This window comes from Roseicyclus mahoneyensis, from assembly GCF_003148775.1.
Lineage (GTDB): Bacteria > Pseudomonadota > Alphaproteobacteria > Rhodobacterales > Rhodobacteraceae > Roseicyclus > Roseicyclus mahoneyensis.
The window spans coordinates 24,465-48,097 of the sequence record NZ_QGGW01000006.1 but is presented as its reverse complement, the minus strand read 5'-3'; the positions used below and the strand labels follow the sequence as shown (position 1 = coordinate 48,097).

25 protein-coding genes are annotated in these 23,633 nt (G+C 65.7%); 13 read left to right on the top strand and 12 right to left on the bottom strand.

Features of this window, described 5'->3' with window-relative positions:
- Positions 1-7: 7 nt before the first annotated feature.
- Genes C7455_RS12690 through C7455_RS12680 form a run of 3 tightly spaced genes read left to right on the top strand, consistent with a single transcriptional unit; the run spans position 8 to position 2,332 of the window.
- A complete protein-coding gene (locus C7455_RS12690; protein WP_109668793.1) occupies positions 8-784 on the top strand; it encodes a glycerophosphodiester phosphodiesterase family protein in 777 nt (258 codons plus the stop codon).
- A gap of 58 nt (positions 785-842) precedes the next feature.
- A complete protein-coding gene (locus tag C7455_RS12685) occupies positions 843-2,033 on the top strand; it encodes a GNAT family N-acetyltransferase (RefSeq protein WP_109668791.1) in 1,191 nt (396 codons plus the stop codon).
- Entirely contained in the window at positions 2,033-2,332 is a 300-nt protein-coding gene (locus C7455_RS12680; protein ID WP_109668789.1) for a 4a-hydroxytetrahydrobiopterin dehydratase, read from the top strand. Before C7455_RS12685 ends, C7455_RS12680 begins: the two co-directional genes overlap by 1 nt.
- Positions 2,333-2,387: 55 nt before the next feature.
- Here the strand turns inward: C7455_RS12680 and C7455_RS12675 are convergent, their stop codons facing one another.
- Positions 2,388-2,876 (bottom strand): peroxiredoxin, encoded by a 489-nt coding sequence (locus tag C7455_RS12675; RefSeq protein ID WP_109668787.1) that lies wholly within the window; start codon positions 2,874-2,876, stop codon positions 2,388-2,390.
- Positions 2,877-2,960: 84 nt separating this feature from the next.
- Between C7455_RS12675 and C7455_RS12670 the strand changes: the two genes are divergently transcribed.
- Both C7455_RS12670 and rsmD read left to right on the top strand, forming a co-directional pair.
- Positions 2,961-4,166, top strand: coding sequence for an NAD(P)/FAD-dependent oxidoreductase (locus C7455_RS12670; RefSeq protein WP_109668785.1), 1,206 nt, complete (start codon positions 2,961-2,963; stop codon positions 4,164-4,166).
- Between the two features lie 4 nt (positions 4,167-4,170).
- Positions 4,171-4,746, top strand: coding sequence for a 16S rRNA (guanine(966)-N(2))-methyltransferase RsmD (rsmD, locus tag C7455_RS12665; protein WP_109668783.1), 576 nt, complete (start codon positions 4,171-4,173; stop codon positions 4,744-4,746).
- Here the strand turns inward: rsmD and C7455_RS12660 are convergent.
- The gene (locus C7455_RS12660) at positions 4,734-5,798 is read right to left on the bottom strand and encodes a TRAP transporter substrate-binding protein (RefSeq protein ID WP_109669157.1); all 1,065 of its coding nucleotides are present in this window, start codon (positions 5,796-5,798) and stop codon (positions 4,734-4,736) included. The two genes, rsmD and C7455_RS12660, sit on opposite strands and share 13 nt — an antisense overlap.
- A gap of 227 nt (positions 5,799-6,025) precedes the next feature.
- Here C7455_RS12660 and recQ point away from each other — a divergent pair, with 227 nt between their 5' ends.
- Positions 6,026-8,074 (top strand): DNA helicase RecQ, encoded by a 2,049-nt coding sequence (recQ, locus tag C7455_RS12655; RefSeq protein ID WP_109668782.1) that lies wholly within the window; start codon positions 6,026-6,028, stop codon positions 8,072-8,074.
- A gap of 9 nt (positions 8,075-8,083) precedes the next feature.
- Here recQ and C7455_RS12650 read toward each other — a convergent pair whose 3' ends face one another.
- The gene (locus C7455_RS12650; RefSeq protein WP_109669155.1) at positions 8,084-9,175 is read right to left on the bottom strand and encodes an AI-2E family transporter; all 1,092 of its coding nucleotides are present in this window, start codon (positions 9,173-9,175) and stop codon (positions 8,084-8,086) included.
- A 182-nt stretch (positions 9,176-9,357) separates the two neighbouring features.
- Between C7455_RS12650 and yaaA the strand changes: the two genes are divergently transcribed.
- Complete coding sequence (yaaA, locus tag C7455_RS12645) at positions 9,358-10,137, top strand: peroxide stress protein YaaA (RefSeq protein ID WP_109668780.1); 780 nt, start codon at positions 9,358-9,360, stop codon at positions 10,135-10,137.
- On the opposite strand, the gene C7455_RS12640 is transcribed toward yaaA, so the two are convergent.
- The 6 genes from C7455_RS12640 to C7455_RS12615 all read right to left on the bottom strand — a co-directional run bounded on the left by C7455_RS12640 (position 10,134) and on the right by C7455_RS12615 (position 14,306).
- A complete protein-coding gene (locus C7455_RS12640; protein WP_109668778.1) occupies positions 10,134-10,409 on the bottom strand; it encodes a hypothetical protein in 276 nt (91 codons plus the stop codon). The two genes, yaaA and C7455_RS12640, sit on opposite strands and share 4 nt — an antisense overlap.
- Positions 10,406-10,609 (bottom strand): hypothetical protein, encoded by a 204-nt coding sequence (locus tag C7455_RS12635; RefSeq protein ID WP_109668776.1) that lies wholly within the window; start codon positions 10,607-10,609, stop codon positions 10,406-10,408. Before C7455_RS12635 ends, C7455_RS12640 begins: the two co-directional genes overlap by 4 nt.
- Positions 10,606-11,475 carry an MBL fold metallo-hydrolase gene (locus C7455_RS12630; RefSeq protein WP_109668774.1) on the bottom strand — a complete coding sequence of 290 codons (870 nt, stop codon included), beginning with the start codon at positions 11,473-11,475 and terminating at the stop codon, positions 10,606-10,608. Before C7455_RS12630 ends, C7455_RS12635 begins: the two co-directional genes overlap by 4 nt.
- A gap of 37 nt (positions 11,476-11,512) precedes the next feature.
- Entirely contained in the window at positions 11,513-12,901 is a 1,389-nt protein-coding gene (gene hmgA, locus C7455_RS12625; protein WP_425450644.1) for a homogentisate 1,2-dioxygenase, read from the bottom strand.
- Positions 12,902-13,002: 101 nt separating this feature from the next.
- Entirely contained in the window at positions 13,003-13,644 is a 642-nt protein-coding gene (locus C7455_RS12620) for a ChrR family anti-sigma-E factor (RefSeq protein WP_109668770.1), read from the bottom strand.
- An 11-nt stretch (positions 13,645-13,655) separates the two neighbouring features.
- On the bottom strand, positions 13,656-14,306 hold the full coding sequence (locus C7455_RS12615) for a sigma-70 family RNA polymerase sigma factor (protein WP_109668768.1): 651 nt from the start codon (positions 14,304-14,306) through the stop codon (positions 13,656-13,658).
- 116 nt (positions 14,307-14,422) lie between these two features.
- On the opposite strand from C7455_RS12615, the gene C7455_RS12610 reads away from it, so the two are divergent.
- From C7455_RS12610 to C7455_RS12590, 5 genes are all read left to right on the top strand, one after another.
- Positions 14,423-15,715, top strand: a complete 1,293-nt coding sequence (locus tag C7455_RS12610; protein WP_109668766.1) for an NAD(P)/FAD-dependent oxidoreductase — start codon at positions 14,423-14,425, stop codon at positions 15,713-15,715.
- Positions 15,712-16,473 (top strand): DUF1365 domain-containing protein, encoded by a 762-nt coding sequence (locus C7455_RS12605; RefSeq protein WP_109668765.1) that lies wholly within the window; start codon positions 15,712-15,714, stop codon positions 16,471-16,473. The genes C7455_RS12610 and C7455_RS12605 overlap by 4 nt, the downstream gene beginning before the upstream one ends.
- Positions 16,474-16,475: 2 nt before the next feature.
- A complete protein-coding gene (locus tag C7455_RS12600; RefSeq protein ID WP_109668763.1) occupies positions 16,476-17,720 on the top strand; it encodes an MFS transporter in 1,245 nt (414 codons plus the stop codon).
- Between the two features lie 11 nt (positions 17,721-17,731).
- Positions 17,732-18,463, top strand: coding sequence for an SDR family NAD(P)-dependent oxidoreductase (locus C7455_RS12595; protein ID WP_109668761.1), 732 nt, complete (start codon positions 17,732-17,734; stop codon positions 18,461-18,463).
- Positions 18,464-18,555: 92 nt separating this feature from the next.
- Complete coding sequence (locus C7455_RS12590) at positions 18,556-18,870, top strand: DUF3775 domain-containing protein (RefSeq protein WP_109669153.1); 315 nt, start codon at positions 18,556-18,558, stop codon at positions 18,868-18,870.
- A 65-nt stretch (positions 18,871-18,935) separates the two neighbouring features.
- Here the strand turns inward: C7455_RS12590 and C7455_RS12585 are convergent, their stop codons facing one another.
- On the bottom strand, positions 18,936-19,586 hold the full coding sequence (locus C7455_RS12585; RefSeq protein ID WP_109668759.1) for a histidine phosphatase family protein: 651 nt from the start codon (positions 19,584-19,586) through the stop codon (positions 18,936-18,938).
- A 101-nt stretch (positions 19,587-19,687) separates the two neighbouring features.
- Between C7455_RS12585 and C7455_RS12580 the strand changes: the two genes are divergently transcribed.
- The gene (locus C7455_RS12580) at positions 19,688-20,896 is read left to right on the top strand and encodes a hydantoinase/carbamoylase family amidase (RefSeq protein ID WP_109669151.1); all 1,209 of its coding nucleotides are present in this window, start codon (positions 19,688-19,690) and stop codon (positions 20,894-20,896) included.
- Positions 20,897-20,901: 5 nt separating this feature from the next.
- Here the strand turns inward: C7455_RS12580 and C7455_RS12575 are convergent, their stop codons facing one another.
- Positions 20,902-21,603, bottom strand: a complete 702-nt coding sequence (locus C7455_RS12575) for a response regulator transcription factor (RefSeq protein ID WP_109668758.1) — start codon at positions 21,601-21,603, stop codon at positions 20,902-20,904.
- Positions 21,600-23,525: a PAS-domain containing protein gene (locus tag C7455_RS12570; protein WP_109668756.1), complete on the bottom strand. Its 1,926-nt coding sequence runs from the start codon at positions 23,523-23,525 to the stop codon at positions 21,600-21,602. The genes C7455_RS12575 and C7455_RS12570 overlap by 4 nt, the downstream gene beginning before the upstream one ends.
- Positions 23,526-23,633 lie beyond the last annotated feature (108 nt).

The window sequence follows — 23,633 nt, the reverse complement described above, 5'->3', positions numbered from 1 at the left end:
TCTTCCCATGCCTGCCTTGCCCGCAGCGTTCACCACGCACCCCGTCGCGCACCGTGCCCTGCATGACGCGGGTGCGGGCGTGATCGAGAACAGTCCGGCTGCGATAGACCGCGCGGTACGGGCGGGCTACGGCATCGAGATCGACCTGCAGCTCAGCGCCGATGGCGTGCCGATGGTGTTTCATGACGGCACGCTTGACCGGCTGACGGCGGCGCGCGGCCCGGTTCGCGACCGGACGGCGCGCGAGTTGGGCGACATCCGCCTGAACGGCTCCGAGGACCGCATCCCGACGCTGGCGCAGGTGCTCGACCGGATCGGTGGTTCGGTGCCGTTGCTGATCGAGCTGAAAGACCAGTCGGGCGGCATGAGCGAGGCCGATACCGCGCTGGAGGAAGCGACGGCAAAGGTTCTGGCGGATTACACCGGCGATGTCGCGGTCATGTCCTTCAACCCTCACATGATGGCCGCGATGCAACGGCTGGCCCCTGATCTGCCGCGCGGGCTGACGACCTGCGGCTATGTCCCGTCGCAATGGCCAAGGCTCTTGCCCGAGGCCTGCGCCGCGCTGCGCGCGATCAGCGCCTTCGACGCGGTGGGCGCGGGTTTCATCAGCCATGACTGGACCGATCTGGCCAACCCGCGCGTGGCCGAGCTCAAGGCGCAGGGTGTCCCCGTCTTGTGCTGGACGGTGAAATCCCACGAAGTCGATGCCGAGGCCCGCAAGATCGCCGACAACGTCACTTTCGAAGGTTACCTGCCGCAGGTCCGCCCCGCGCACGATTGACGCAGGCCGCGCTGGCCCCATGTCACGCCAGAGGCACGCATACGTCGGAGAGCGGGAGATGGACGGCAGCATTCCCATCGAGATCGAGGTTTTGTCCAGCCTGACGCAGGTCGAGGCCGTCGATTGGGATGCCTGCGCCTGCCCCGAGGCGGGGGATGGCGGGCGGCCGTTTGATCCCTTCACCACGCACCGCTTCCTGTCGGCGCTGGAACGCTCCCGGTCGGTCGGCACCGGCACCGGCTGGTCGCCGCGCCATCTGGTCGCCCGCGCCGAGGGGCAGGTGATCGCCGTGGCGCCCCTTTATGCCAAGGGGCACAGCCAAGGCGAATATATCTTCGATCACAACTGGGCGCAGGCCTATGAACGCGCCGGCGGACAATATTACCCCAAGCTGCAGATGGCGGTGCCCTTTACCCCCGCCACCGGGCGGCGGTTCCTGACCCGTCCCGGTTGGCGCGAGACGGGGATGGCGGCGCTGGTGCAGGGCGCTGTGCAACTGGCCGAGACCAATGACCTGAGTTCGCTCCACATCACCTTTTGCACCGAGGATGAGGCCGAGGCGGGCGAGCGCATGGGCCTGATGCCTCGCGCAAGCCAACAGTTCCATTGGGAAAACGACGGCTATACCGATTTCGACGGTTTCCTTGACACACTCAGTTCCCGCAAGCGCAAGAACATCCGCAAGGAACGCGCCGAGGCGCAGGGGTTCGGCGGCGAGATCGTCGCGTTGACCGGCGATCAGATCCGGCCCGAGCATTGGGATGCCTTTTGGGTGTTCTATCAGGATACCGGGGCGCGCAAATGGGGCCAGCCCTATCTGACACGGTCCTTCTTCGATCTGGCGCAGGATCGGCTGCGCGACGACATGCTTCTGGTGTTGGCGATCCGCGACGGGCGGCCCGTCGCGGGCGCGCTGAATTTCATCGGGCGCGACGTGCTTTATGGCCGCTACTGGGGCTGCACCGAACATCATCCCTGCCTGCACTTTGAATTGTGCTACTATCAGGCCATCGATTTCGCCATCGCCCATGGTCTTTCGCGTGTCGAGGCTGGCGCGCAGGGCATGCACAAGCTGGCGCGCGGCTACATGCCGGTGCAGACCCACTCGCTGCACTGGGTGCGGGACGGTGGCTTTGCGCGCGCGATCGAACATTATCTCGCGGCTGAACGTGCGGCGGTCGATGAAGAGATCGAGGTGATGACGGGTTACGGCCCATTCAAACGCACCCAGATGGAGGAACAGGATTGATGGACGCGCACAAGCTGGAGGGGACGGACCGCGATCAGGCGCTCGAGGCGCTGACGGGTCACGGATGGACACTGGTCGAGGGGCGCGACGCGATCACCAAACGCTTCGTCTTTGGCGATTTCAACGAAGCCTTCGGCTGGATGACGCGGGTGGCGCTGGTGGCCGAGCACATGAACCACCATCCCGAATGGTTCAACGTCTACAAAACGGTTGAGGTGACGCTGACCACGCATGACATGGGCGGGATCAGCAATCTCGACGTGGCGCTGGCGTCCAAGATGGACCGTTTCGCCGGATAGTGTGGGCGGAAAACCCGGGTTTTCCGCCCTGAAAAACGCGCGTTTTTCGCCCGCCTCAGATCTGCGACAGCAGCGTTTCGCCCGACGACAGGTCGCACACGCCCGGCCCGGCTTCGATGTTGAGCGACTTGACCACGCCATCCTCGGCATAAAGCGCGTAGCGGCGCGAGCGGTCGAAAAAGCCCGCAGGCTCGGCCGTCCAGTTCATGCCGATGGCCTTGGTGAATTCCGCGCCCGCGTCGCCAAGGAAGGTCAGCCCTGCCGCAGCCGCCCCGGTATCTTTGCCCCAAGCCGCCATCACGAAGGGATCGTTGACGGACACGCAGATGATCTCGTCCACGCCCTTGGCGTCGAATTCGCCCTTGGTGCGGATGAAGCTGGGCACATGGGCCGAGGTGCAGGTGCCGGTATAGGCGCCCGGCAGTCCGAAGATCACGACCTTGCGGCCCTTGAGCTTGTCGGCCATCTTGACCGGCTCGGGGCCTTTCTCGCCGAAGATCAACAGGGTGGCATCAGGCAGCGTGTCGCCAACGGAAATGGTCATGGGTGCGGTCCCTCTCGCTTGTTCAACCGTTCGTCCCGCATATAGGGTCCCCGCGACGGGCGGCCAACGCGAAAGGTGACGGGCATGGAAAAGATCGTGGTGGTTGGGGCCGGGCAGGCCGGTGCATCTTGCGTGGCCAAGCTGCGGTCAGAAGGGTTCACCGGGTCCATCACGTTGATCGGCGCGGAACACGCGCCGCCCTACCAGCGGCCACCGCTGTCCAAGGCGTATCTCATGGGCGAGATGGCGTTGGAACGGCTCTATCTGCGCCCCGAAAGCTATTACGCTGAAAATGGCGTCACCTTGATGCTGGACACGGCCGTCAGCGCAATCGACCGCGCGGCCTGCGTGGTGACCGCAGGGGGCAAGGCCGTGCCCTATGACCATCTGGTGCTGGCCACAGGATCGGTGCCGCGCAGTCTGCCCGCTGCCATCGGAGGCGAGTTGGCCGGTGTGCATGTGGTGCGGACGTTGCGCGATGTGGATGCGATGGGGCCGGGGATGCAGCCGGGCCGCCGCGCGCTGATCGTGGGGGGCGGCTATATCGGGCTGGAGGCTGCCGCCGTCGCGGCCAAACGTGGCATGGCGGTGACGCTGATCGAAATGGCCGACCGCATCTTGCAACGTGTCGCCGCCCCCGAAACCTCGGACTGGTTTCGCGCGCTGCATCGCGCGCATGGTGTCGTCATCCGGGAAGGCATCGGCCTGACGCGGCTGACCGGTGAAGGTCATGTGACCGGCGCGATCCTGTCGGACGGCTCGGAGCATGCCGTCGACATGGTGATCGCGGGCATCGGCATCACACCCGCGACCGCGCTGGCCGAGGCGGCGGGGCTGGAGGTGGCCAATGGCATCACACTCGACGATCGTGGCCGCACCAGCGACCCGGCGATCTGGGCCGCGGGCGATTGCGCGGTCTTTCCCTTTCGCGGCGCGATGATCCGGTTGGAATCCGTGCAGAACGCCATCGATCAGGCCGAGGCGGTGGCACGCAATATCATGGGGGCGGATGCCCCTTACGTGCCGCAGCCCTGGTTCTGGTCCGACCAGTACGATGTCAAGCTGCAGATCGCGGGGCTCAACACGGGGTATGATCGCGTTGTCATACGTGACGGCGGCACAGCGCGGTCGCATTGGTATTACGCGGGCGCTACGCTGCTGGCGGTGGATGCGATGAACGACCCGCGCGCCTACATGGTCGGCAAACGCCTGATCGAGATGGCCAGGTCGCCCGCGCCGGACGTGGTGGCGGATGCGGGGCAGGACCTCAAACCCCTGCTCAAGGCCTGAGCGGATGCGGATCATCGCCGGGCGGCTCCGGGGCAAGAAACTGGCCGAGGTGGGCGCGGGCGATGGGGCAGCCCATCTGCGCCCGACCACGGACCGGGTGCGCGAAAGCCTGTTCAACCTGCTGACCAGCGGCAAGCATGGCGACCCGGTCACGGGCAAGCGGGTGCTGGATCTGTTCGCGGGCACCGGCGCGCTGGGGCTTGAGGCGTTCAGCCGGGGTGCGGCCCATGTCACTTTCGTCGATGACGGGACCGCTGCGCGCGCGCTGTTGCGCGAGAATGTCGCGCTGTGTTCGGCGCAGGGCGCGACCAAGCTCTTTCATCGGGACGCCACCGCTATGGGCGCGGTGACGGGCGCGCCCTTCGACCTCGTGTTTCTCGACCCGCCCTATGGGCAGGGGCTGGGCGAACGGGCGCTTGTGTCGGCCATGGCCGGGGGCTGGCTTGCCCCCGGCGCGCTGGTCGTCTGGGAAGACAATGCACAGCCCCTTCCGCCCGCGGGCTTGGACCTGCTTGACCAGCGGCGTTACGGCGGCACGGTCATCACCGTTTTGCGCGCGGCGGAGCGTCAGTCCCGGTAGGCCCCCGGCGCGCTGCCCGCCTCGGCTGCAACAGCGGCGCGTGCGGCGGCGACAAGGGCGGCACCGGCAAGCCCCCGGCCATCGGCCTCGGCGATCCAGTCGTCGATGACGCCCGCGCCCAAGACTTCGATCTCTGCGGTCAACTCGGGCGACATCTCGGCGATGATGTTGCCGGCATCTTCCATTGCATTGCGCCCGTCGGCATCGCCGATGTCATGCGCGCGACCCGCCCAGGCGGAAGCCATGAGACCCGAGTTCGCATCGATCACGGCGCGCAGGTCATCGGGCAACCCCTCGTAGACATCGCGGTTCATCGCCCAGAGGAAATAGAGATTGTAGAGCGAATAATCGCCCGCCACGTCGGTGTGGCTGTCGGTCAGCTCGTCCAGACGGAGTGAGGGCGCCTGTTCCCATGTGATCACGCCGCCATCGACCACGCCGCGCGACAGCGCCTCGGGAAAGGCGGGAACGGGCATGCCGATGGGCGTCGCGCCAAGCCGTTCAAGCAGCAAGGTCGCCGCGCGCGATGGGCCGCGCAGGCGCAAGCCGTCGAAATCGGACAGCGTTTCGATCGGATCGCCCCGCAGGTGGACCAGGCCGCGCCCGTGCATGTGGACCGCGATCAGGTGCACATCGGCGAAATCGTCAAGCAGGTGGTCTTGGGTAAAGGCCCAGGCGGCGCGGCTGGCTTCCTCGGCGGATTTGGTGGTGATGAAGGGCAGTTCCAGCGCCTCGGCCTCGGGGAAGCGGCCGGGCTGGTATCCGGGGATGACCCAGCCGCCGTCGATCACGCCATCGCGGATCAGGTCGTATTGGTCGGTCGCTGACCCGCCCAGTTGCATGAAGGGGTAAATCTCGACTGCGATGCGGCCGCCCGATTGCTCCTCGATCGCGTCGGCCCAAGGCTGCATGAAATGCGTGGGGTTGGCCGAGGCGGGCGAGACGAAATGCTGGAACCGCAACGTCACCTCGGGCGCTTGCGCAAAGGCGGGAGCCATGCCGGAAAACGACAGCCCCAAAAGGGCGGCGGTCAGGGTCTTGCCAAAGGTCATTTTGGGGGCCTCCTCGGCTATGCAACGGTTGCCCGGGCTCATACCGGACCCGGACCGTTCATGTAAGGGCGCGACCTGACGCGGGCCAAGCGTCAGGGACAGGGGAATATGTTGTGGATGTCCCCGCGGGCCCCCCTCGATCTGGCGCTCGGGGCCTTGTTTACGGTTCCTCAACATGGGACAGTCCATAAAAATCGAGCAAAACACGAGAGATCCCGCAGGCCGCCATGCCCGACCAAGACGCAATCGCCCTTCTGTCCACGGTATTCGGGTTTTCGGAGTTTCGCCCCGGGCAGGCCGAAATCGTGGATGCCGTGGCGGCCGGGCGCAACGTTCTGGCGATCATGCCCACGGGGGGCGGCAAGAGCTTGTGTTTCCAGCTTCCCGCGCTAATGCGGCCGGGCGTCACCGTCGTCATCTCCCCGCTCATCGCCTTGATGCGCGATCAGGTGCGCGGCCTGCGCGAGGCGGGCGTGGTCGCGGGCGCACTGACCAGCGGCAACACGCCTGAGGAAACCGATGCGGTCTGGGCAGCGCTGGAGGATGGCAGCCTCAAGCTGCTCTATATCGCGCCGGAACGGCTGGCTTCCTCGGGCGCGGAACGGATGCTCCGGCGCGCGGGCGTGTCGCTGATCGCGGTCGACGAGGCGCATTGCGTCAGCCAATGGGGCCATGATTTCCGCCCCGACTACCTGCGGATCGGGGAATTGCGGCGCTCGCTGAACGTGCCGCTTGCGGCCTTCACCGCGACGGCTGATGCCGAGACGCAGACCGAAATCGTCGCGCGCCTGTTCGACGGCGTGCCGCCCGAAAGCTTTCTGCGCGGGTTCGACCGGCCGAACCTCGCCCTCGCCTTCGAGGTCAAGCAAAACCCGCGTGCGCAGATCCTGGGCTTTGCGAGCGCTCGCAAGGGGCAATCGGGCATCGTCTATTGCGGCACGCGGGCCAAGACCGAGGTGTTGGCGCAAGCCCTGCGCGAGGCGGGGCACAGCGCCTGCCACTACCACGGCGGGATGGAAGCCGAGGATCGTCGCATCGTCGAGGGGCGTTTCGCCACCGAGGACGGGCTGATCGTGGTGGCCACCATCGCGTTCGGCATGGGTGTCGACAAACCCGATATCCGCTGGGTCGCGCATGCCGATCTGCCCAAATCAATCGAGGGATATTATCAGGAAATCGGCCGCGCGGGCCGGGACGGCGCGCCCGCCGATACGATAACTTTGTATGGTCCCGACGATATCCGGTTTCGTCGGTCCCAGATTGATGAAGGCCTCGCGCCGCCCGAGCGGAAAGAGGCCGATCATGCGCGTCTGAACGCGCTTCTGGGGCTGGCCGAGGCGCTGGGCTGTCGGCGGCAGGTGCTGCTGGGCTATTTTGGGGAAACCGCCGCGCCGTGTGGCAATTGCGATCTGTGCGCCACCCCTCCTGATGTGTTCGACGCCACGACCCCGGTGCGCAAGGCGCTGTCGGCCATGTTGCGCACGGGCGAATGGTTCGGCGCGGGGCATCTGATCGACGTGCTGATGGGCGCACAGACCGACAAGATCCGGGAACGCGGTCATGATCAGTTGCCGACCTACGGGATCGGCACCGAGTTCGACAAGCGCGGTTGGCAGGCCGTGTTCCGGCAGATGGCGGCCCATGACCTCGTGCGGCCCGACCCCGCCCGCCACGGCGCGCTGCGCATGACCGAGGCCGCGCGGCCCATCTTGCGCGGTGAGGCGGGCATCACCTTGCGCCGCGACACGATCGCCAAGGCCCCGCGCAGCCCGCAGGTCAAGATGCTGGTGAGCGAGGAGGACGCGCCGCTGCGGTCCGCACTCAAGGCCAAGCGCCGCGCGCTGGCCGAGGGGGCGCGCGTGCCCGCCTATGTCATCTTCACCGACAAGACGCTGATCGAGATGGCGGAAACCCGGCCCGTAACGCTGGATGCGATGGCGCGGATCGGCGGCGTGGGCGCAACCAAGCTGGAGAAATACGGCGCGGCCTTCCTGTCGGTCATCACCGGCGAAACGCCCGAGGATCTGCACCCGGCCCGGCGCAAGCTGGCCGGGCGCGATGCGGGCACCCTTTACGACCGACTGCTCGCCGTGCAGGCGGATCTGGCGCGCGGCGCGGATGGGACCGACAAGCCGATGACCTGTTCTTCGTCACAACTGGCGAAACTGGCCGAGGTCAAGCCGTCGGACCTGTCGGGCCTTGCCCGCCTGCTGGGCGAGCGGCACGCCGAACGCTTCGGCGATGCGTTTCTCGAGGTACTGCGCGAAGCCTCGTGACCGTTGCAGTCATTCGGCGGCGCGTATCTGGGCGGGCGGTTCTTCGCCGTCGGGCAGCCCTTCGCGCGAGAGCAGGACAGCGACCGGTCTCAGGCCCGGCACATGGCTGGATACGATCATCACCGCGACCATGATCGGCACCGACAGGAACATCCCCGCGATGCCCCAGACCGCTCCCCAGAACGCCAGCGACACGATGATGCCAAAGGTCGACAGCCGCAGTGTGCGCCCCATAAGCCAAGGGTCGATGATGTTGCCGTTCACGAACTGGATCAGGCTGACCGCGACGAAAAACGCCATGGTCGGTCCCGGTTCGCCGATCTGCACATAGGCCACCAGCGTCGCAAGAACCGTCGCCACGATCGAGCCGACATTGGGAATATAGTTCAGGATGAAGGTCAGAACCCCGATCGCCACTGCCAGTTCGAGGTTGAAGGCATAGGCGACGGCATAGACCATGGCCCCGGTGACAGCGCTGACCACGGTCTTGACCAGCAGGTAATAATTCACCCGGTGCATGATCGTGCCGATAATCCGCTGCGCCTGCGCCGCCCGCGCCGTATCGCCGCCCATCAGGCTGGTCAGCTTGACCTCGAACCACAGCCGTTCGGCAAAGAGAAAGCCCACGAACAAGATCACCAGCACGGTGCCCTGCATCAGCCCCCCGGCCTGCCCGGCGACCGTGCGCAGGTAGCCCGACACATTGACGCTGCCCATCGCGTTCTGGATCGCGCTTTCCACATCGGGCCCCATCCACGCGAAAAGATCGGCCACGGCCGCGGGAACCCGTTCCGTATAGAGCAGGGTCGTCGACAGCACTGTGTTCACCTGCGACAGCACCAACGAGCTGAGCATGAACAGACCGGTGGAAATCAGCACCAGCGCCACAAGGCTGGCCAACCAGTTGGGGATGCGCAGCGGGCCGATCTTGAGCCGCGAGATATAGGCGATGGCATCGCTCGTCAGGCTGAACAAGATGATGGCGACCGCCAGCGACGTGAGCATGAACCGCGCCTGCACCAGCATGAACAGCAAAACGGCGCCCGCAATGATGATCAGCGCACCGGTCTGGATGCGCTGGGGCGTGCCGGCATCCGTCATGGTTTCAGCCGTCTTGCCGATCTGGTGTCTGTCTGCCACGGGCGTGTCGCATCCTGTTTCGTTGGCGCAGTGTGGGTCGGCTGGCCGGTAATCTCAAGATGTCGAGTTGCACCCTTGGCGGTTGCCCCTGTGCTTGGGGCGCGCTACCTGACGCGCATCTAGCAGCGTATAGGACATTGCCCATGCTGAGCGTCATTTCTCCCGCCAAACGCCTCGATTGGGCCGACCGCGCCGTGGAGATGACCGAACCGGCGTTCACGGCCGATGCCGCTGCGCTGGCCCGTGTCGCGCGCAGGCTGAGCGCGGCGGAGCTTGGAAAGCTGATGGATATCTCGCCCGCGCTTGCCAAGCTCAATGCCGAGCGGTTCCGTGACTTCGAGACGGATGGCGCCGAGGCGCGCCCTGCCGCGTTTGCCTTTGCCGGTGACACCTATCTGGGGCTTGAGGCCGCAAGCCTTGACGCGGAGGATCTGCGTTTTGCGCAAGACCGGCTGCGCATCCTGTCCGGGCTTTATGGCCTGCTGCGACCGCTTGACGCGATCAAGGCCTACAGGTTGGAAATGGGCAGCCGCCTCAGGACCGCCAAAGGCGAGACGCTCTATGCATGGTGGGGCGACCGGCTGGCGCGCGCCCTGAACGACGAGGCGGCGCGGCTTGGCACCGGCACGTTGATCAACTGCGCATCGGTCGAATACTTCTCTGCGGTGGATCTGGGCGCGCTGGAACTCGAGGTCATCACCCCGCAGTTCCTGGAGGACAAGCCGGGCGGTCCCAAGATCGTCAGCTTCTTCGCCAAGCGCGCGCGCGGCGCCATGGCGCGCTTCATCATCGAACGGCGGCTGACCGATCCCGCGGCGATCCTTGACTTCGACGCGGGCGGCTACGCCCATGCGCCAGAGCTGAGCGCACCGGGCAAACCCGCTTTTCTGCGCCGCGCAGAGGCGGCCGAGAAAGCGGCCTAGCGCGCGCCTGGCGGTCCCAACAGGGCCGAGGTGGCGATCATTGCGAACAAGACAAAGGTCAGGAAAAGCAAGGTGCTGCGATCCGACCGATCCTCGGGCGCGCGCAGCCAGCGCCCCACTTGAGTGATGAACTGGCCCGGGCCGGGAAAGGCGTTGCCTGTCTCCTCCATCGCGCGGCGGCGCAGCATGAAGAGGGTGCGATACATCAAGATCGCCCATGCCAAGAACACGAGGCTCTGTAGGATTAGCTGGATGGTCTGGCCGGTGCTCATGGATCGTCCTTTCGTCGCAACCTCGTAACGCACCATATCGCCGAGCCGCCGAAAAAGGCAGTGCCGATGATCGCGATTTCCAGCGAGGCGATGCCACCAATCCCGTTGAAGGCATAGGCGCCCACCAGCAGGGCCAGCCCGGCAAGGCTGATGGCCAGCCGCAGCTTGATCTCGCTGCGGGAGGGACCGAATTTGTTCATGACCGGGCGCCCTGCGGCGTCAGGCTCAGGCCGTCACGGCCAACCACGGTTGTTCCGTCAAAGACAGGCGCGGTGGCGGCCAGCCAATCGGCCTCGGTGATGCCCGGATCATCCGCGGGAATCAGATGATGCAGGACCAGCGTTTTCACATCAGCCGCAGCGGCGATGCGGGCGGCATCCGCGGCCTCGGTATGGGAGCGTGTGATATGCGCCTTGAGCCGGGTGCCGTTGCCGGTCCGCGCCACCAGCCTGTCGACGCCCCGTTCCAGCATGGCCTCGTGCACGAGCACATCCGAACCGCGCGCAAAATCGGCCAGCGGCGGGAAATATGCAGTGTCCGACGAGAAGGTCACCGACCAGCCGGGGCTGTCAAAACGCAAGGCGAAGCAGTCGGTGACCGGAGGGTGATCGACGCGCAGTGCGGTTACGTTCAAGCCGTCAACGGGAAGGCTGCCTTCGGAGTATTCATGGATCTGCACAAGACGGCGCAGGTCGGGGCGACCTTCATCCTCGATCCTGAGGTCGATGTCGAAACGCAGCGACGCAAGGAACCCGTCCCAGACGGTCTGCGTTCCAACCGGGCCAAAGACCTGCACACCTGTCGCCAGCCCCGTGGTCCAGGCAGTGTGCAGCAACGGGCCAAGTTCCAGGACATGGTCCGAGTGCAGATGTGTGAGGAAGACGAGGTCGAGCGTTTTCAGATCGACACCGGCTTCCACCAGCCCTTTCGAGACGCCAAGCCCGCAATCGACCACGCAGCGCCGCCCTCCGATCTCGAGCAGACAGGAGGTTGGCATCGGGCCGCCGGGCCGGATCGCGGGCCCACCTTTCGTGCCGAGCAGGACGAGCCTGTCCTCTATCGCCATCGCATTCCCTCCCTCTTCGCGCGCCGTCGGTCGACGGTCACTTCTTGCCCGGCGTGCCGTCGAATTTCTTCTCCAGCGTGGTCCAGCAGTCGATGTAGTCGTCCTGCAACGGCGCCTCGCGGGCGGCGAAATCTGTCAGGTGCTGGGGAAAGCGCGTCTCGAACATGAAGGACATGGTGTTGTCGAGCTTGTGCGGCGCAAGTTCTGCGTTCGACGCCCGCTCGAAGGCGTCGCGGTCGGGGCCGTGCGGCAGCATCATGTTGTGCAGGCTCATCCCTCCCGGCACGAAGCCCTGCGGTTTCGCGTCATACTGGCCGTAGATGTTGCCCATCAGCTCGGACATGATGTTGCGGTGATACCACGGCGGGCGGAAGGTGTTTTCGGCCACCAGCCAGCGTTCGCGGAACAGCACGAAGTCGATGTTGGCGGTGCCCGGCTGGCCCGAAGGCGCGGTCAGCACGGTGAAGATCGAGGGGTCGGGGTGGTCGAACAGGATCGCGCCGACCGGGCAATAGGTGGTCAGGTCGTATTTGCAGGGCGCGTAATTGCCGTGCCATGCGACGACATCCAGCGGCGAATGCCCGATCTCGGTGCGGTGGAACTGCCCGCACCATTTGACCGTGACGGTGGAGGGCACCTCGCGGTCTTCGAAGGCGGCGACGGGCGTCTTGAAATCGCGGCGGTTGGCCATGCAGTTGGCCCCGATGGGCCCGCGGCCCGGAAGCTCGAACTTTTGGCCGTAATTCTCGCAGACAAAGCCCCGCGCGGGGCCGTCGATCACCTCGACCCGGTAGAGCAATCCGCGCGGGATGATCGCGATTTCCTGCGGGGCAAGGTCAAGGATGCCAAGTTCGGTCAGGAAGCGCAGGCGGCCTTCCTGCGGGACGACCAGCAATTCGCTGTCGGCGGAATAGAAATAGTCGTCGGCCATGGATGCGGTGACGAGGTAGATGTGGCTGGCCATGCCGATCTGGGTGTTGACGTCGCCTGCCGTGGTCATCGTGCGCATGCCGGTAAGCCAGGTGAGGGTCTGGTCCGAATGTGGCACCGGGTCCCAGCGGTACTGGCCGAGACTGATGACATCGGGGTCGATATGCGGCGCGGTCTTCCAGTAGGGCAGCTCGATCTTGGTATAGCGGCGCGAGTGTTTTACCGAAGGCCGGATGCGGTAGCACCACGTCCGTTCCGGTGTCGCGGCGGTAAAGGCCGTGCCCGAGAGCTGTTCGCCGTAAAGTCCATAGGTGCATTTTTGCGGGCTGTTCATGCCCTGCGGCAGGGCGCCCGGCAACGCCTCGGTTTCGAAATCATTGCTGAAGCCGGGCATGTAGCCCGCGTTTGGACCAGTCAGGCCAGGGGCCTGGATCATCGGGCGGGGGGTGCTTTGGTCGGTCATGCCACGGGCCTCCGGATCGGGTGGGCGTGACATGCCACAGGGTCGTTGCAATTACAACGTTGACGGTTCCGACAGCCCTAATGCAAAGCGCCGCGCCCCATCAGTGCGCGGCGCAAAACAGCATGTCTCTGGCGTCAGATCCCGATGAAGGGCTGTGCGATCCGGGGCAGGAGGCCGTTGAACTTGAGCCGGCCATCAGTGGCGATCAGGCAGATGCAATCCGCACCCGGTTCTGCGATCGGGGTATGGTCCACCGCCTCATCGGCGATCTCGATATCGCCGCGGGCAAAGACGCCATCCTCGTCGCGAAACGCGCCTTGCAGCACCAAGGTCATCTCGAGGCCTCGGTGGCTGTGCTGCGGCATGGCCTGGCCGGCCGGAATGTAAATCAGACGCGCCGTCGCCTCACCATCCGTGCAAACGACAGATTGGCGTGCCCCCATGCCGAGACTGCGCCATTTCACGGCACCCTCGTCGCCGCCGACCATCTGTTGCAACGGGGCGGGAAAGATCCCGCGCGATGCGGTCAGCCGAGGGCTGGGTTTCATCCCGGCGATCCGCGCCATGGTTTGTTCCAAACTATCATCGGCGACATCGGCGCTCTGCAGATCTTCCAGAATTGCGCCGCCCACAGCCTCGAAACCGGCAAGGCGGACGCGCGCCTCGTCGCTCAGAGAAACATGGGTCGCAACCACAAGATCGAACGGCCGGGACAGCACGCCTGCGGCATAGCCCATCAAAAGGTCATCTGAAATCGTATGGCGAATGGTCTGCATTCGTCGCCTCTCTAACTCATTGCGTGGCGCAACCGTTCCAGCGCCAACCTAATCCGTGACTTGATGGTGCCAAGGGGCAGGCCGGTTTCGGCTGCGATTTCACTATGTGTGAGGTCGCCGAAATAGGCCCTTTCGATCAGCAGCCGCTGTTTCTCGGGAAGTGTGCGGATCGCCTCCGCAAGCTTGGTCGTCTCTTGCTGCAGGGCCAGGACATCGGCCTGGTCCGGCGCGTCTTCAGGGCCCCAGGGAAGATCCTCGGGTTCGGAGCGGGCGTAGCGGCGCAAGAGGTCGATCTTGCGGTTGCGCGCGATGGTGAAGATCCATGTCGACACGGCTGCGCGCGACGGATCGTAGAGATGCGCCTTGTGCCAAAGCGTGGCCATGACGTCTTGCATGCATTCCTCGGCCAGTGCGGCGTCGGCGCCCGATTTCATCAAGAAAGCCTTCACCCGAGGGGCGAAATGCCGAAAGACCGCCGCAAAGGCGGCCTGATCGCGCGCCTGCGCGATGGCCGCGACGCGCGCGGCCCATTCCAGCTCCGTCTCGTTCTGTGCCGTCACTGTCGTTGCGTGCCTTTCCAGCCAACGCGTCGCGTCCTGCACCCCTACGGCACTTTGCCATATGGTGACGGGGCGTTCAGCGTGGTCGTTGGGCATCAACATAACTGGATTACGCGGCCTGCCCTAGACCGGATCAAAAAGAATTTCTCTGATCCGGCGAAGGCTTGCCTGCGTAACGCCCAAGACGCGCACGCAACGACCCGAAGGGACAGCCAAACATGCCATTCGACCAGCCGGCCCCCGCGCCGAAACGCATTGCCGTAATCGGCGCAGGGATATCGGGGATGGCGGCGGCCTATCATCTGGCGGACACACACAAGATCACCCTCTTCGAGGCCGAGGGCCGTTTGGGTGGGCACGCGCGCACGATCGTGGCAGGCAAGCGGGGCGACCAGCCGGTCGATACCGGCTTCATCGTGTTCAACCATGTGAACTACCCCCATCTGACGCGGCTGTTTGCGGAGCTCGACGTGCCGGTGGCGAAATCGGACATGAGCTTCGCGGCCTCGATCGGCGGCGGGCAAATCGAATACGGTCTGCGCAGCCTTAGCGCGCTGTTTGCGCAGAAATCCAACCTTGCACGTCCGGGTTTCCTGCGCATGGTCCGCGACCTGATGCGATTCAACGCGCAGGCCGAAGTCCTGGCCACCGATGCCACGATCACGATCGGCGCCTTGATGGACGAGATGCGGATGGGCCGCTGGTTCCGCGACTATTACCTGACACCGATTTCCGGCGCGATCTGGTCGACGCCCAAGGAAGAGATCATGGATTTCCCCGCGCAGGCGCTGGTGCGGTTCTTTCGCAACCACCACCTCTTGCAGGCCTCGGGGCAGCACCAGTGGTGGACGGTGCGGGGCGGGTCCATCGAATACGTCAAGCGGCTGGAGGCCGCGATGCGCGCCAAGGGTGTCGAGATCAGGCTTTCCGCGCCCATCGCAGCGGTCAAGCGCGGTGCGGCGGGCGTCGAAATCCAGCGCGAGGGCCATTGGGAGCAGTTCGACGAGGTCGTCTTTGCCACCCATTCCGATGACAGCCTGCGCATGTTGGCGGACCCGACCCCCGCAGAGGCCGCGGCGCTTGGTGCTGTGCGCTACCAACCCAACACCGCAGTCCTGCACGCCGATCCGCGCGCCATGCCCAAAAGGCGCGTGACGTGGTCGTCGTGGAACTACACCGAGCGTCCGGGGTTCGAGGGCGGGCCGATCGATCTGACCTACTGGATGAACTGCCTGCAGCCGATCCCCGAGGATGATCCCCTGTTCGTCACGCTCAACAGCCGTGCGCCGATCGACACCCGTTTGATCTATGACACGGCTGAATTCCGTCATCCGGTCTATGATCTTCCGGCGCTGGCGGCCCAAGGCACGATCCGCGCGATGAACGGCGACAACAACACATGGTTCTGTGGGGCGTGGATGAAGAACGGGTTTCACGAGGACGGTTACGGCAGCGCGATGGACGTGGTCGAAGGCATGGCCGCGCGCGACGGGGCGGCTGTTGCCGCATGAGCGCGGTCGATCATATCGCGGGCTCGACCTTTCACGGGCGGCGGGGCGCGGTGGAAAACGCCTTCACCTATTCCATCGACTACGTGATGCTGGATGCCGAGGTGGCACGCCCGCGCGCGCCATGGCTGTTCGGGCGCAACCGGACGGGGCTGACCGCGCTGCACGATCGCGACCATGGCGGGCCGCCCAAGCAGGGGCGCGGCGCGCCCTGGGCGCGTGAGGTTCTGGCGGCGCATGGACTGGAGAGTTTCACGGGCGGAAAGCTGATGCTGCTGGCCCAACCCCGGATGCTGGGACATGTGTTCAATCCCGTCTCCTTCTGGCTGGCCCATGACAGCAAGGGCCTCATGCGCGCCGTCATCGCCGAGGTCACGAACACCTTTGGCGACCGGCATTCGTATCTGTGCGCCCGCGACGACCGGCAACCGATCACGCGCGAAGATGTGCTGAGCGCACAAAAGCTCATGCATGTCTCGCCCTTCCAGCCCATCGCGGGGGGCTACACCTTCCGCTTCGACATCCGCGACGACAGGGTTGGCATCTGGATCGACTATTCCACCGGGAACGAGGGCGTTTTGGCGACTCTCACCGGCAAGCGCAAGCCGCTGACCACGGGAGGTGTCCTGCGTTCGGCCTTTCGTCGCCCGCTTGGGGCACGGCGGGTGCTGGCGCTGATCCATTGGCAGGCGCTCAAGCTTTGGTGGAAGGGCGCGTCCTATCGCGCACGCCCCGAACCGCCGGAGCGAGAAATCTCCTGAGCATGGCACCTGCCCCGTCCAGACTGGGCTACGCGGTGTTTGCCGCCATGCTGGCGGCCGCTGGCCTGCCCATCTACATCCATGCTCCCAAGGTCTATGTCGACAGCTACGGGGTAGGTCTGACCGCACTGGCGGGCGTGTTGTTCGCGCTGCGCCTCTTCGACGTGGTCCAGGACCCTGTGCTGGGATGGCTGGCGCAGCGGTTGCGCGGCCATCGCGCGCTGGCTGTCATCGGCGGGGTCGCGGTGCTGGCGGGCTCGATGCTGGGGCTGTTCGCCATGGCCCCGCCCATCGCGCCGATCTGGTGGTTCGCGCTGATGATGACGGGGCTGTTCTCGGCCTTCTCATTCCTGACGATCTGCATGTATGCACAAGGGGTTGCAGCGGCGCCCATGCTGGGGCCGCAGGGCTATCTGAACCTTGCGGCATGGCGTGAAACCGGGGCGCTGCTGGGGGTTTGTGTCGCCGCCGTGGCGCCCACCGCGCTGGATGCAACGGGCGATCCCTATGGCAATTTCGCGCTGGGCTTTGCCGGGCTTTGCGGGATCGCGCTCTGGCTCATGCGGGGCCAGTGGAGCGGCTCGAGGGTGGCCACCGAAGAGAACGGCTTTCGAACCGTGCTGTCGGACCCGATCGCGCGGCGTCTGCTGATTGTAGCCCTGATGAATGCCGCGCCGGTTGCTGTCTCATCGACCCTGTTCCTGTTCTACGTCGAAAGCGTGCTCGCCGCACCGGGGTGGGAGGGTCCGCTGCTCCTCCTGTTCTTCCTTGCGGCTGCCGTCAGCGCGCCGGTCTGGACACGCCTTGCCGCGCAGTTCGGCGCGCGGGCGATGCTGATTTCGGCCATGGTGCTTGCCATCGCGTCCTTCTCGCTCGTGCTCACGCTTGGGCAGGGCGATACGATGGGCTTTGCGCTGATCTGCCTCGCCTCGGGCGCGGCGCTTGGGGCTGATTTCGCGCTTTTACCCGCGCTTTTTGCCCGGCGGATGGAACAGATCGCGCCCGAGGCGGCGGCGGGCTTTGGCCTTTGGGCTTTCGTGTCGAAACTGACGCTGGCCTTTGCCGCCGTGGTGCTGTTGCCTGCGTTGGAGGCGGCAGGCTTTCGGTCGGGCGCGGACAATCCGCAAGGCGCGCTGGATCTTCTGACCTATCTTTATGCCTTGGTGCCTTGCGTTCTGAAACTGGGGGCGATCGCGGTGCTGGCGACCACGCCGCTGCCCGAGGGTGGGCGGCAAACGAAGATCTGAAAGGAGACGACATGCGCGAGTGGAGCAAGAAACGCTATTGGCTGGTGGGCGCGTCCGAGGGGCTGGGGCGTGCGCTGGCCTTCAAGATGAGCCGGGCCGGAGCGGAGCTCATCCTGTCGGCGCGGTCTGGCGAGCGGCTGCGCGAACTTGCCGAGGAACTGCCGGGGCGCGCCCGCGTCGTTCCCATGGATATCTCCGACCGCGACAGCGTCCGTGAAGCATGGGCCGAGGTGGGTGAGATCGACGGCATGGTTTTTCTTGCCGGCGTCTACACGCCGATGTCGGCAAAGGACTGGGACGCCGAGGCGGTCGAGACCATGTTCGACATCAACCTGACCGGTGCCGCCCGCGTGCTGGGCCATGTGGTGCCCGCGTTCGTCGCGCGCGACACGGGGCATATCGTGCTGACCGGCAGCCTGTCGGGCTTTCGCGGCCTGCCCGGAGCGATCGGCTATTCGGCGTCCAAGGCGGGGCTCAGTTCACTGGCCGAATCGCTCGACGGTGATCTGAAGAACACGCGCGTCGAGGTGCAACTGGTGAACCCCGGCTTCATCAAGACGCGCCTGACCGACAAGAACGACTTCAAGATGCCTTCCATCATGGAGCCGGAGGCGGCCGCCGATATCTTTTTCGAGCACATGACGGCAGGCGGTTTTGCGCGCAGCTTCCCGACGCTGTTCAGTCTGGTGTTCCGCCTCAGCGTGTTCTTGCCCCATGGGCTGTACCGTCGACTGTTTTTCTGACCACGGCGGTTTGCGTCAGATCAACGACGGTCTGCGCGCAAGCCCATGATATGGTCGGGCACGAAACGCGACGCGAACAGGAGGGCAAGCGCATGGAGATATCGGCAAGTCAGGTGGCGCAAGTGATCTTGATGGGTCATGAGCTGGAGCGCGCCGAGGTCGAACTTCGCGCCTTCATCGAGGGCATGGATGAGGATGAACAGGCCGAACTGACGGCGATCTACTGGATCGGTCGCGGCAGTTTCGAGCCCGAGGATTGGGATGAGGCGGTCGATACCGCCCGCGCCGAGGCGACGACACCGACCGCCGATTACCTGCTGGGCAGCCCGCATTTCGCCGACCACCTGGAGGCGGGGGCCGAGGCGCTGGGTCTCGACATTGCCGATGAGGAAGAAGACCTGCTGTGACCGCGCGGGCGGGTCATGTCGGGATTTGCATATTTGGGGAAAGGTGAAGGGGCAAACGTTCGCCCCTAGTATTCCGTGCGCGCATGCACCCGGTCGGATGCGTCCAGAAGCGGTGTGGCGTTGAAACCCGACAGGATCTGCGCATCGGGCAGCACCATCACCCGATGGATCGAGCAATTCCGGATCGGCACCAGCAGGTGCGCCATCCGCGCAATATCAAGATCGAGCAGGTGGCGCGCCATCATGCCGATGACCCCGCCCGAGGTGACGCACAGCACCCGGCGGCCGGGGCGGGCGGCAATGGTCAGCATCTCGGCCACGCGGCTCTCGAAGCTGGCATAGCTTTCGTTTCCCTGTATCTCGGCGCGCTGCCAAGCCTGCATCACATCGGTGATATGGCCCACGAAATTCTCAGGCGTTGCCTGCGTGGTGCCGTTTCGGACGGCATGCGCGCGGGTCAGGTTGAAATAATCCAGCTCGTTGAGCCGTGCGTCGACCTCGGGCTCCGCCCCCATGTCGCCCATCGCGGCCAGCGTCTCGCGGTGGCGCCGCAGCGATCCGGTCAGCACCCGGTCGAAGGGCGCGTCATGGTTGCGCAACCACTCGCCCAACCAGCGTGCCTGTTGGTGGCCGAGGTCCGACAGGCGGTCATAGCCATGCTCATCTTGTGCCGCGGAATTGGCTTGCCCGTGGCGCACCAGAACCAGTTCGCCCATGATGTTTCCCCTTCGCCTGTGTCGTGGGGGTGATCGGCGATCGGGGCGCGGATCGCAAGGCCCGGCTGGACGCCCGCGCTGCGGCGTGGTTGAAAAGGGGCATGAGCAGAACTCCCGTCAATCCCGCCCGTTTCCTGTCCGATCTTCATGCGCTGCGCGCCTTCGGGGGCGATAGCGCCACCAAGGGCGTGCGCCGCCGCGCCTTGTCCGAGGCCGATATCGCCGCGCGAGACTGGCTGGCCCGACGCATTGCCGAGGCAGGGCTGGAGCCACGATTCGACGCGCTGGGCAACCTGTTCGGTCTGGCCGAGGGGCGGTCGTTGCTGATCGGTTCGCATTCCGACACCCAGCCCGAGGGCGGCTGGCTGGATGGCGCGCTCGGTGTCATCGCCGCGCTCGAGATTGCGCGGGCAGCGCGCGAGACGGGCGGGCCCGCGATTTCGGTTGCGAACTTTCAAGACGAAGAGGGGCGCTTTGGCGCGCTGACCGGCAGTTCGGTCTGGGCGGGCAAGCTGTCGATGGAGGATGCCGACAAGCTGGTCGCCACCGATGGAACAGCCTTTGTCGCGGCGCGGGCGGCCCTTGGTGACCGCGTGTGCGATGCCGTCGATCCAGGCCGCTTCACGGGCTTTCTGGAAATGCACATCGAGCAGGGTCCGACCCTGCACATGTCGGGCGAGGCGGTGGGGGTCGTCACCGGCATCGTCGGTCTGCGGCAGGTGCAGGTCACCGTGCGCGGCCAGCAAAACCACGCGGGCACCACGCCGATGGCGCATCGCCGCGACGCCTTCACCGTGGCGGCCCGGATCGCAACGGCGCTGCCCGAGCGGTTCGCCAATATCGTCACGCCGCAATCGGTCTGGACCATCGGGCATATCGTACTGCACCCCGGCGCATCTTCGGTGGTGCCGGGGCGGGCGGAGTTCTCGTTGCAATGGCGCGATATCGACTCGGACCGGCTGGACCGGATGGAGGCGGCGATCATGGGCCTGCTGTCAGACATGGCGGCCGAGACAGGATGTGAAGTCACCCCGGAGCGGTTGCGCCATGACCTTGCGCCCATGCCCATGGATGCGGGGATGCAGGCCGCGCTGTCACAGGCCGCCGAGGCGGTCGCACCGGGACGCTGGCGGGCGATGCCGTCGGGCGCGCTGCATGATGCGTCGAACCTTGCCGCGCTGATGCCGGTGGGGATGCTTTTCGTGCCGTCCATCGGCGGGATTTCCCATGATTTCGCCGAGGATACCGACGAGGCCGATCTGGTCACGGGTCTGCAGGTTCTGGCCGAGGCGGCGGCGCGGTTGGCCTGAGCGCGTCAGCCCCAGCTGACATCACCCAGAAAGATGTAGCCTGCGCCATAGATCGTCTTGATCAGGCGGGGGTTCTTGGGGTCCTCGCCCAGCTTGGTGCGCAGCCGCGAGATGCGGACATCCATCGCCCGGTCGAAACTTTCGCCGGCCGCACCGCCCAGACTCTCTTGCATCTGTTGGCGTGAGATCAGGCGTTTGGGTGCGTCGAGAAACAGGCGCAAGACCTCGCCTTCGGCATGGGAGAAGCTCGTCTCGTTGCCCTCAGCGTCGACCAGAACATAACGGTCGAAATGCGCCGTCCAGCCGTTGAAGCGCGCGGTCTCGAGGCTTTGGCCGGAAGGTTGGCGCGAGCGCAGGCGGGCGCGGATGCGGGCCACGACCTCTGCCGGGTCGAAGGGTTTGATGATGTAGTCATCGGCCCCAAGTTCCAGTCCGGTCACCCGGTCCTGCACCTGCGCGCGGCCCGAGATGATGATGATCGCCGCCCCCGATTCCAGCGCCAGCCGGTGCACCAGCGCCAGCCCGTCGCGGTCGGGCAGGCCCAGATCGACAAGGCAGACATCGGGGGTGGAGCGCGCCAGCGCGGCTTCGAAATCGGCGGCGCGGCCATAGGTGGCGGTGCGGAACCCGGCCTCGGACAGGGTCTCCGACAAGAGCGCGCGGATCTGCGGTTCATCGTCGAGGATAGCGACAAGGGGTTGGGTCATGCCGCGGCCTCCTGCGCGAAAAGGGCCTGAAGCGTGCCGGCTGAGACGGGTTTTTGCAGCACCGGCCAGCGCTGCGCGCCCGCTGTGCGGCGTGTGTCGCCCTCGGGCAGAGAGGTCATCAACGCCAGTTTCAGCCCCGGTTGCCCTTGCGCGATCCGCGTCAGCAGGTCGACACCGTCGCCCGCGCCCAGACGGATATCGGACAGCACCCAGTCGATGCCGGGGATATCCGCCAGCGCCAGCGCTTCCTCTGCGCTTGCGGCTTCCATCACCTGATGGCCAAGCGCTGTCAGCGCGTCGCGCACATGGGCGCGGATGTCGGGTGTGTCCTCGACCAGTAGGACCAGTTGGGGGCGGGCCTCGGCCTCGGCCGGGCGCAGCGGCATGCGCAGCGTGACCGAGGCCCCGCACTCCGGCCCGTTCTCCAGCCGCACCTGACCGCCTGCCAGCTTTGTCAGGTCGTAGACCATCGACAGGCCAAGGCCCGAACCGGCGTCGCCCTTCGTGGTGAAGAACGGGTCAAGCGCACGCTCCAGCGCCATTTCGCTGAAACCCGGTCCGGTATCGGTGACGGTGATGTCGAGCCATGTGTCCTGCACCGCGCTCAAGCGCACAGTGATCTGTCCCGGCGCCGCGCCGATCGCGTCGCGGGCATTGAGCACAAGGTTGAGGAGGCTGTCCTGAAGGCTTCCGGCATCAAGCATCAGCACGGGGTGCGCCACCCGTTTGTCGAGCGTCAGGGCGATCCCGGGCGGAAGGGCCGCCCCGGCGAGTGGGGCCAGCGTCGCAAGGAAATCGTCCAGAACAGTCGGTGCCTCGCGGGTCTCATGCGGGCCTGACATGCGCGCGATCTTGTTCAGCAGGTCGCCGCCGCGCCGCGCCGCCGCCTTGGTCGCCCCGGTCAGTTCGCGCGCACCGGATGGCAAAGACATCCGTTCCAGCCGCCCCTGCAGCCCGAGGATGATGGTCAGCAGATTGGCGAAATCATGCGCAAGCCCGCTGGTCAGTTGGGCGGCCAGTTCCCGCTTGCCGGTCTGTGCCAGCGCGGCCTTGGCCTGCGTTTCCTCGGTCAGATCGGTGGACAAAAGGTAGACGCCCGTGATCGGTTCGCCGGGCCCCGACTGGTCGGGAGTAAAGGCGGTGCGGATGCGCCGCCCGCTGTCGTCCTCGGTGAACTCCAGCACGCTTGCCTCGCCCGCCAGCGCGCGGGCCAGTTGCGGCCGCAGCCGGGCGGCGGTGTGCGCCCCCAGCGCCTGTTCGAAGCTCAGCCCCACGATATCGCTTTGCCGCCCCGGCAGCAGCGAGGACAGGCGGCGGTTGGTGTAGGTATAGACCCCGTCACGGTCGACGCGGGCAATATGGGCGGGGGTCATTTCCGTGGTAAGGCGGATGCGCGCCTCCATCTCGGTCAGTTCGGCCTTGGCTTCCTCGAGCTGGGCGATGGTGGCCTCCAACGCGCGGTTGGTGGCGGCCAGATCTTCGGTATGGGTCAGGACCTGATCGGTCAGTTCCTCGGACCGGGCGCGCAGCAATTCCTCTTGCCGCTTGATCGCGGTGATGTCGGTGTAGACCGTGACCCAGCCGCCTTCGGGCAGGGGCGAGCCTTCGACGCTGATCATCCGGCCATTGGCGCGGCGGCGTTCCATGTAGTGGGGCTGAAAGGCGCGGGCCTGATCGACGCGGGTCTCGATGAAGCTTTCGATATCGTCGATTTCGCCGTATTCGCCGGTCTCGACCAGATAGCGGATCGTATCGCGGAACGGTGCGCCAGGGGTCACCAGCCGTTCGGGCAGGCCGAACATGGTCTGGAAGGGGCGGTTGCACACGGCAAGCCTCAGATCGGCGTCATAGATCGACAGCGCCTGCTGGATCAGGTTCAGCCCTGCGCGCGTCAGATGATCCGTGCCCGTGCGTGGCGGCATCCTCGGGTATCCTCCGCCGTCATCGCTGACCCCGGAACCCGGTTCCGTCAAGCATCGCGGTGCGGCTGTTACAATTCGAAAGGTTTGCGCAAAACTGGGGCAAAACTT

Bases quoted from the DNA above. Each gene is read 5' to 3' on its own strand.
- rsmD (WP_109668783.1), top strand. From the start codon at position 4,171: ATGCGGATCATCGCCGGGCGGCTCCGGGGCAAGAAACTGGCCGAGGTG.
- C7455_RS12640 (WP_109668778.1), bottom strand. From the start codon at position 10,409: ATGAGCACCGGCCAGACCATCCAGCTAATCCTACAGAGCCTCGTGTTC.
- C7455_RS12680 (WP_109668789.1), top strand. From the start codon at position 2,033: ATGGACGCGCACAAGCTGGAGGGGACGGACCGCGATCAGGCGCTCGAG.
- C7455_RS12690 (WP_109668793.1), top strand. From the start codon at position 8: ATGCCTGCCTTGCCCGCAGCGTTCACCACGCACCCCGTCGCGCACCGT.
- C7455_RS12575 (WP_109668758.1), bottom strand. From the start codon at position 21,603: ATGACCCAACCCCTTGTCGCTATCCTCGACGATGAACCGCAGATCCGC.
- C7455_RS12675 (WP_109668787.1), bottom strand. From the start codon at position 2,876: ATGACCATTTCCGTTGGCGACACGCTGCCTGATGCCACCCTGTTGATC.
- recQ (WP_109668782.1), top strand. From the start codon at position 6,026: ATGCCCGACCAAGACGCAATCGCCCTTCTGTCCACGGTATTCGGGTTT.
- C7455_RS12650 (WP_109669155.1), bottom strand. From the start codon at position 9,175: ATGACGGATGCCGGCACGCCCCAGCGCATCCAGACCGGTGCGCTGATC.
- C7455_RS12660 (WP_109669157.1), bottom strand. From the start codon at position 5,798: ATGACCTTTGGCAAGACCCTGACCGCCGCCCTTTTGGGGCTGTCGTTT.
- C7455_RS12610 (WP_109668766.1), top strand. From the start codon at position 14,423: ATGCCATTCGACCAGCCGGCCCCCGCGCCGAAACGCATTGCCGTAATC.
- C7455_RS12580 (WP_109669151.1), top strand. From the start codon at position 19,688: ATGAGCAGAACTCCCGTCAATCCCGCCCGTTTCCTGTCCGATCTTCAT.
- C7455_RS12570 (WP_109668756.1), bottom strand. From the start codon at position 23,525: ATGCCGCCACGCACGGGCACGGATCATCTGACGCGCGCAGGGCTGAAC.
- C7455_RS12620 (WP_109668770.1), bottom strand. From the start codon at position 13,644: ATGCAGACCATTCGCCATACGATTTCAGATGACCTTTTGATGGGCTAT.
- C7455_RS12630 (WP_109668774.1), bottom strand. From the start codon at position 11,475: ATGGCGATAGAGGACAGGCTCGTCCTGCTCGGCACGAAAGGTGGGCCC.
- yaaA (WP_109668780.1), top strand. From the start codon at position 9,358: ATGCTGAGCGTCATTTCTCCCGCCAAACGCCTCGATTGGGCCGACCGC.
- hmgA (WP_425450644.1), bottom strand. From the start codon at position 12,901: ATGTCACGCCCACCCGATCCGGAGGCCCGTGGCATGACCGACCAAAGC.
- C7455_RS12600 (WP_109668763.1), top strand. From the start codon at position 16,476: ATGGCACCTGCCCCGTCCAGACTGGGCTACGCGGTGTTTGCCGCCATG.
- C7455_RS12635 (WP_109668776.1), bottom strand. From the start codon at position 10,609: ATGAACAAATTCGGTCCCTCCCGCAGCGAGATCAAGCTGCGGCTGGCC.
- C7455_RS12685 (WP_109668791.1), top strand. From the start codon at position 843: ATGGACGGCAGCATTCCCATCGAGATCGAGGTTTTGTCCAGCCTGACG.
- C7455_RS12595 (WP_109668761.1), top strand. From the start codon at position 17,732: ATGCGCGAGTGGAGCAAGAAACGCTATTGGCTGGTGGGCGCGTCCGAG.
- C7455_RS12670 (WP_109668785.1), top strand. From the start codon at position 2,961: ATGGAAAAGATCGTGGTGGTTGGGGCCGGGCAGGCCGGTGCATCTTGC.
- C7455_RS12615 (WP_109668768.1), bottom strand. From the start codon at position 14,306: ATGTTGATGCCCAACGACCACGCTGAACGCCCCGTCACCATATGGCAA.
- C7455_RS12605 (WP_109668765.1), top strand. From the start codon at position 15,712: ATGAGCGCGGTCGATCATATCGCGGGCTCGACCTTTCACGGGCGGCGG.
- C7455_RS12590 (WP_109669153.1), top strand. From the start codon at position 18,556: ATGGAGATATCGGCAAGTCAGGTGGCGCAAGTGATCTTGATGGGTCAT.
- C7455_RS12585 (WP_109668759.1), bottom strand. From the start codon at position 19,586: ATGGGCGAACTGGTTCTGGTGCGCCACGGGCAAGCCAATTCCGCGGCA.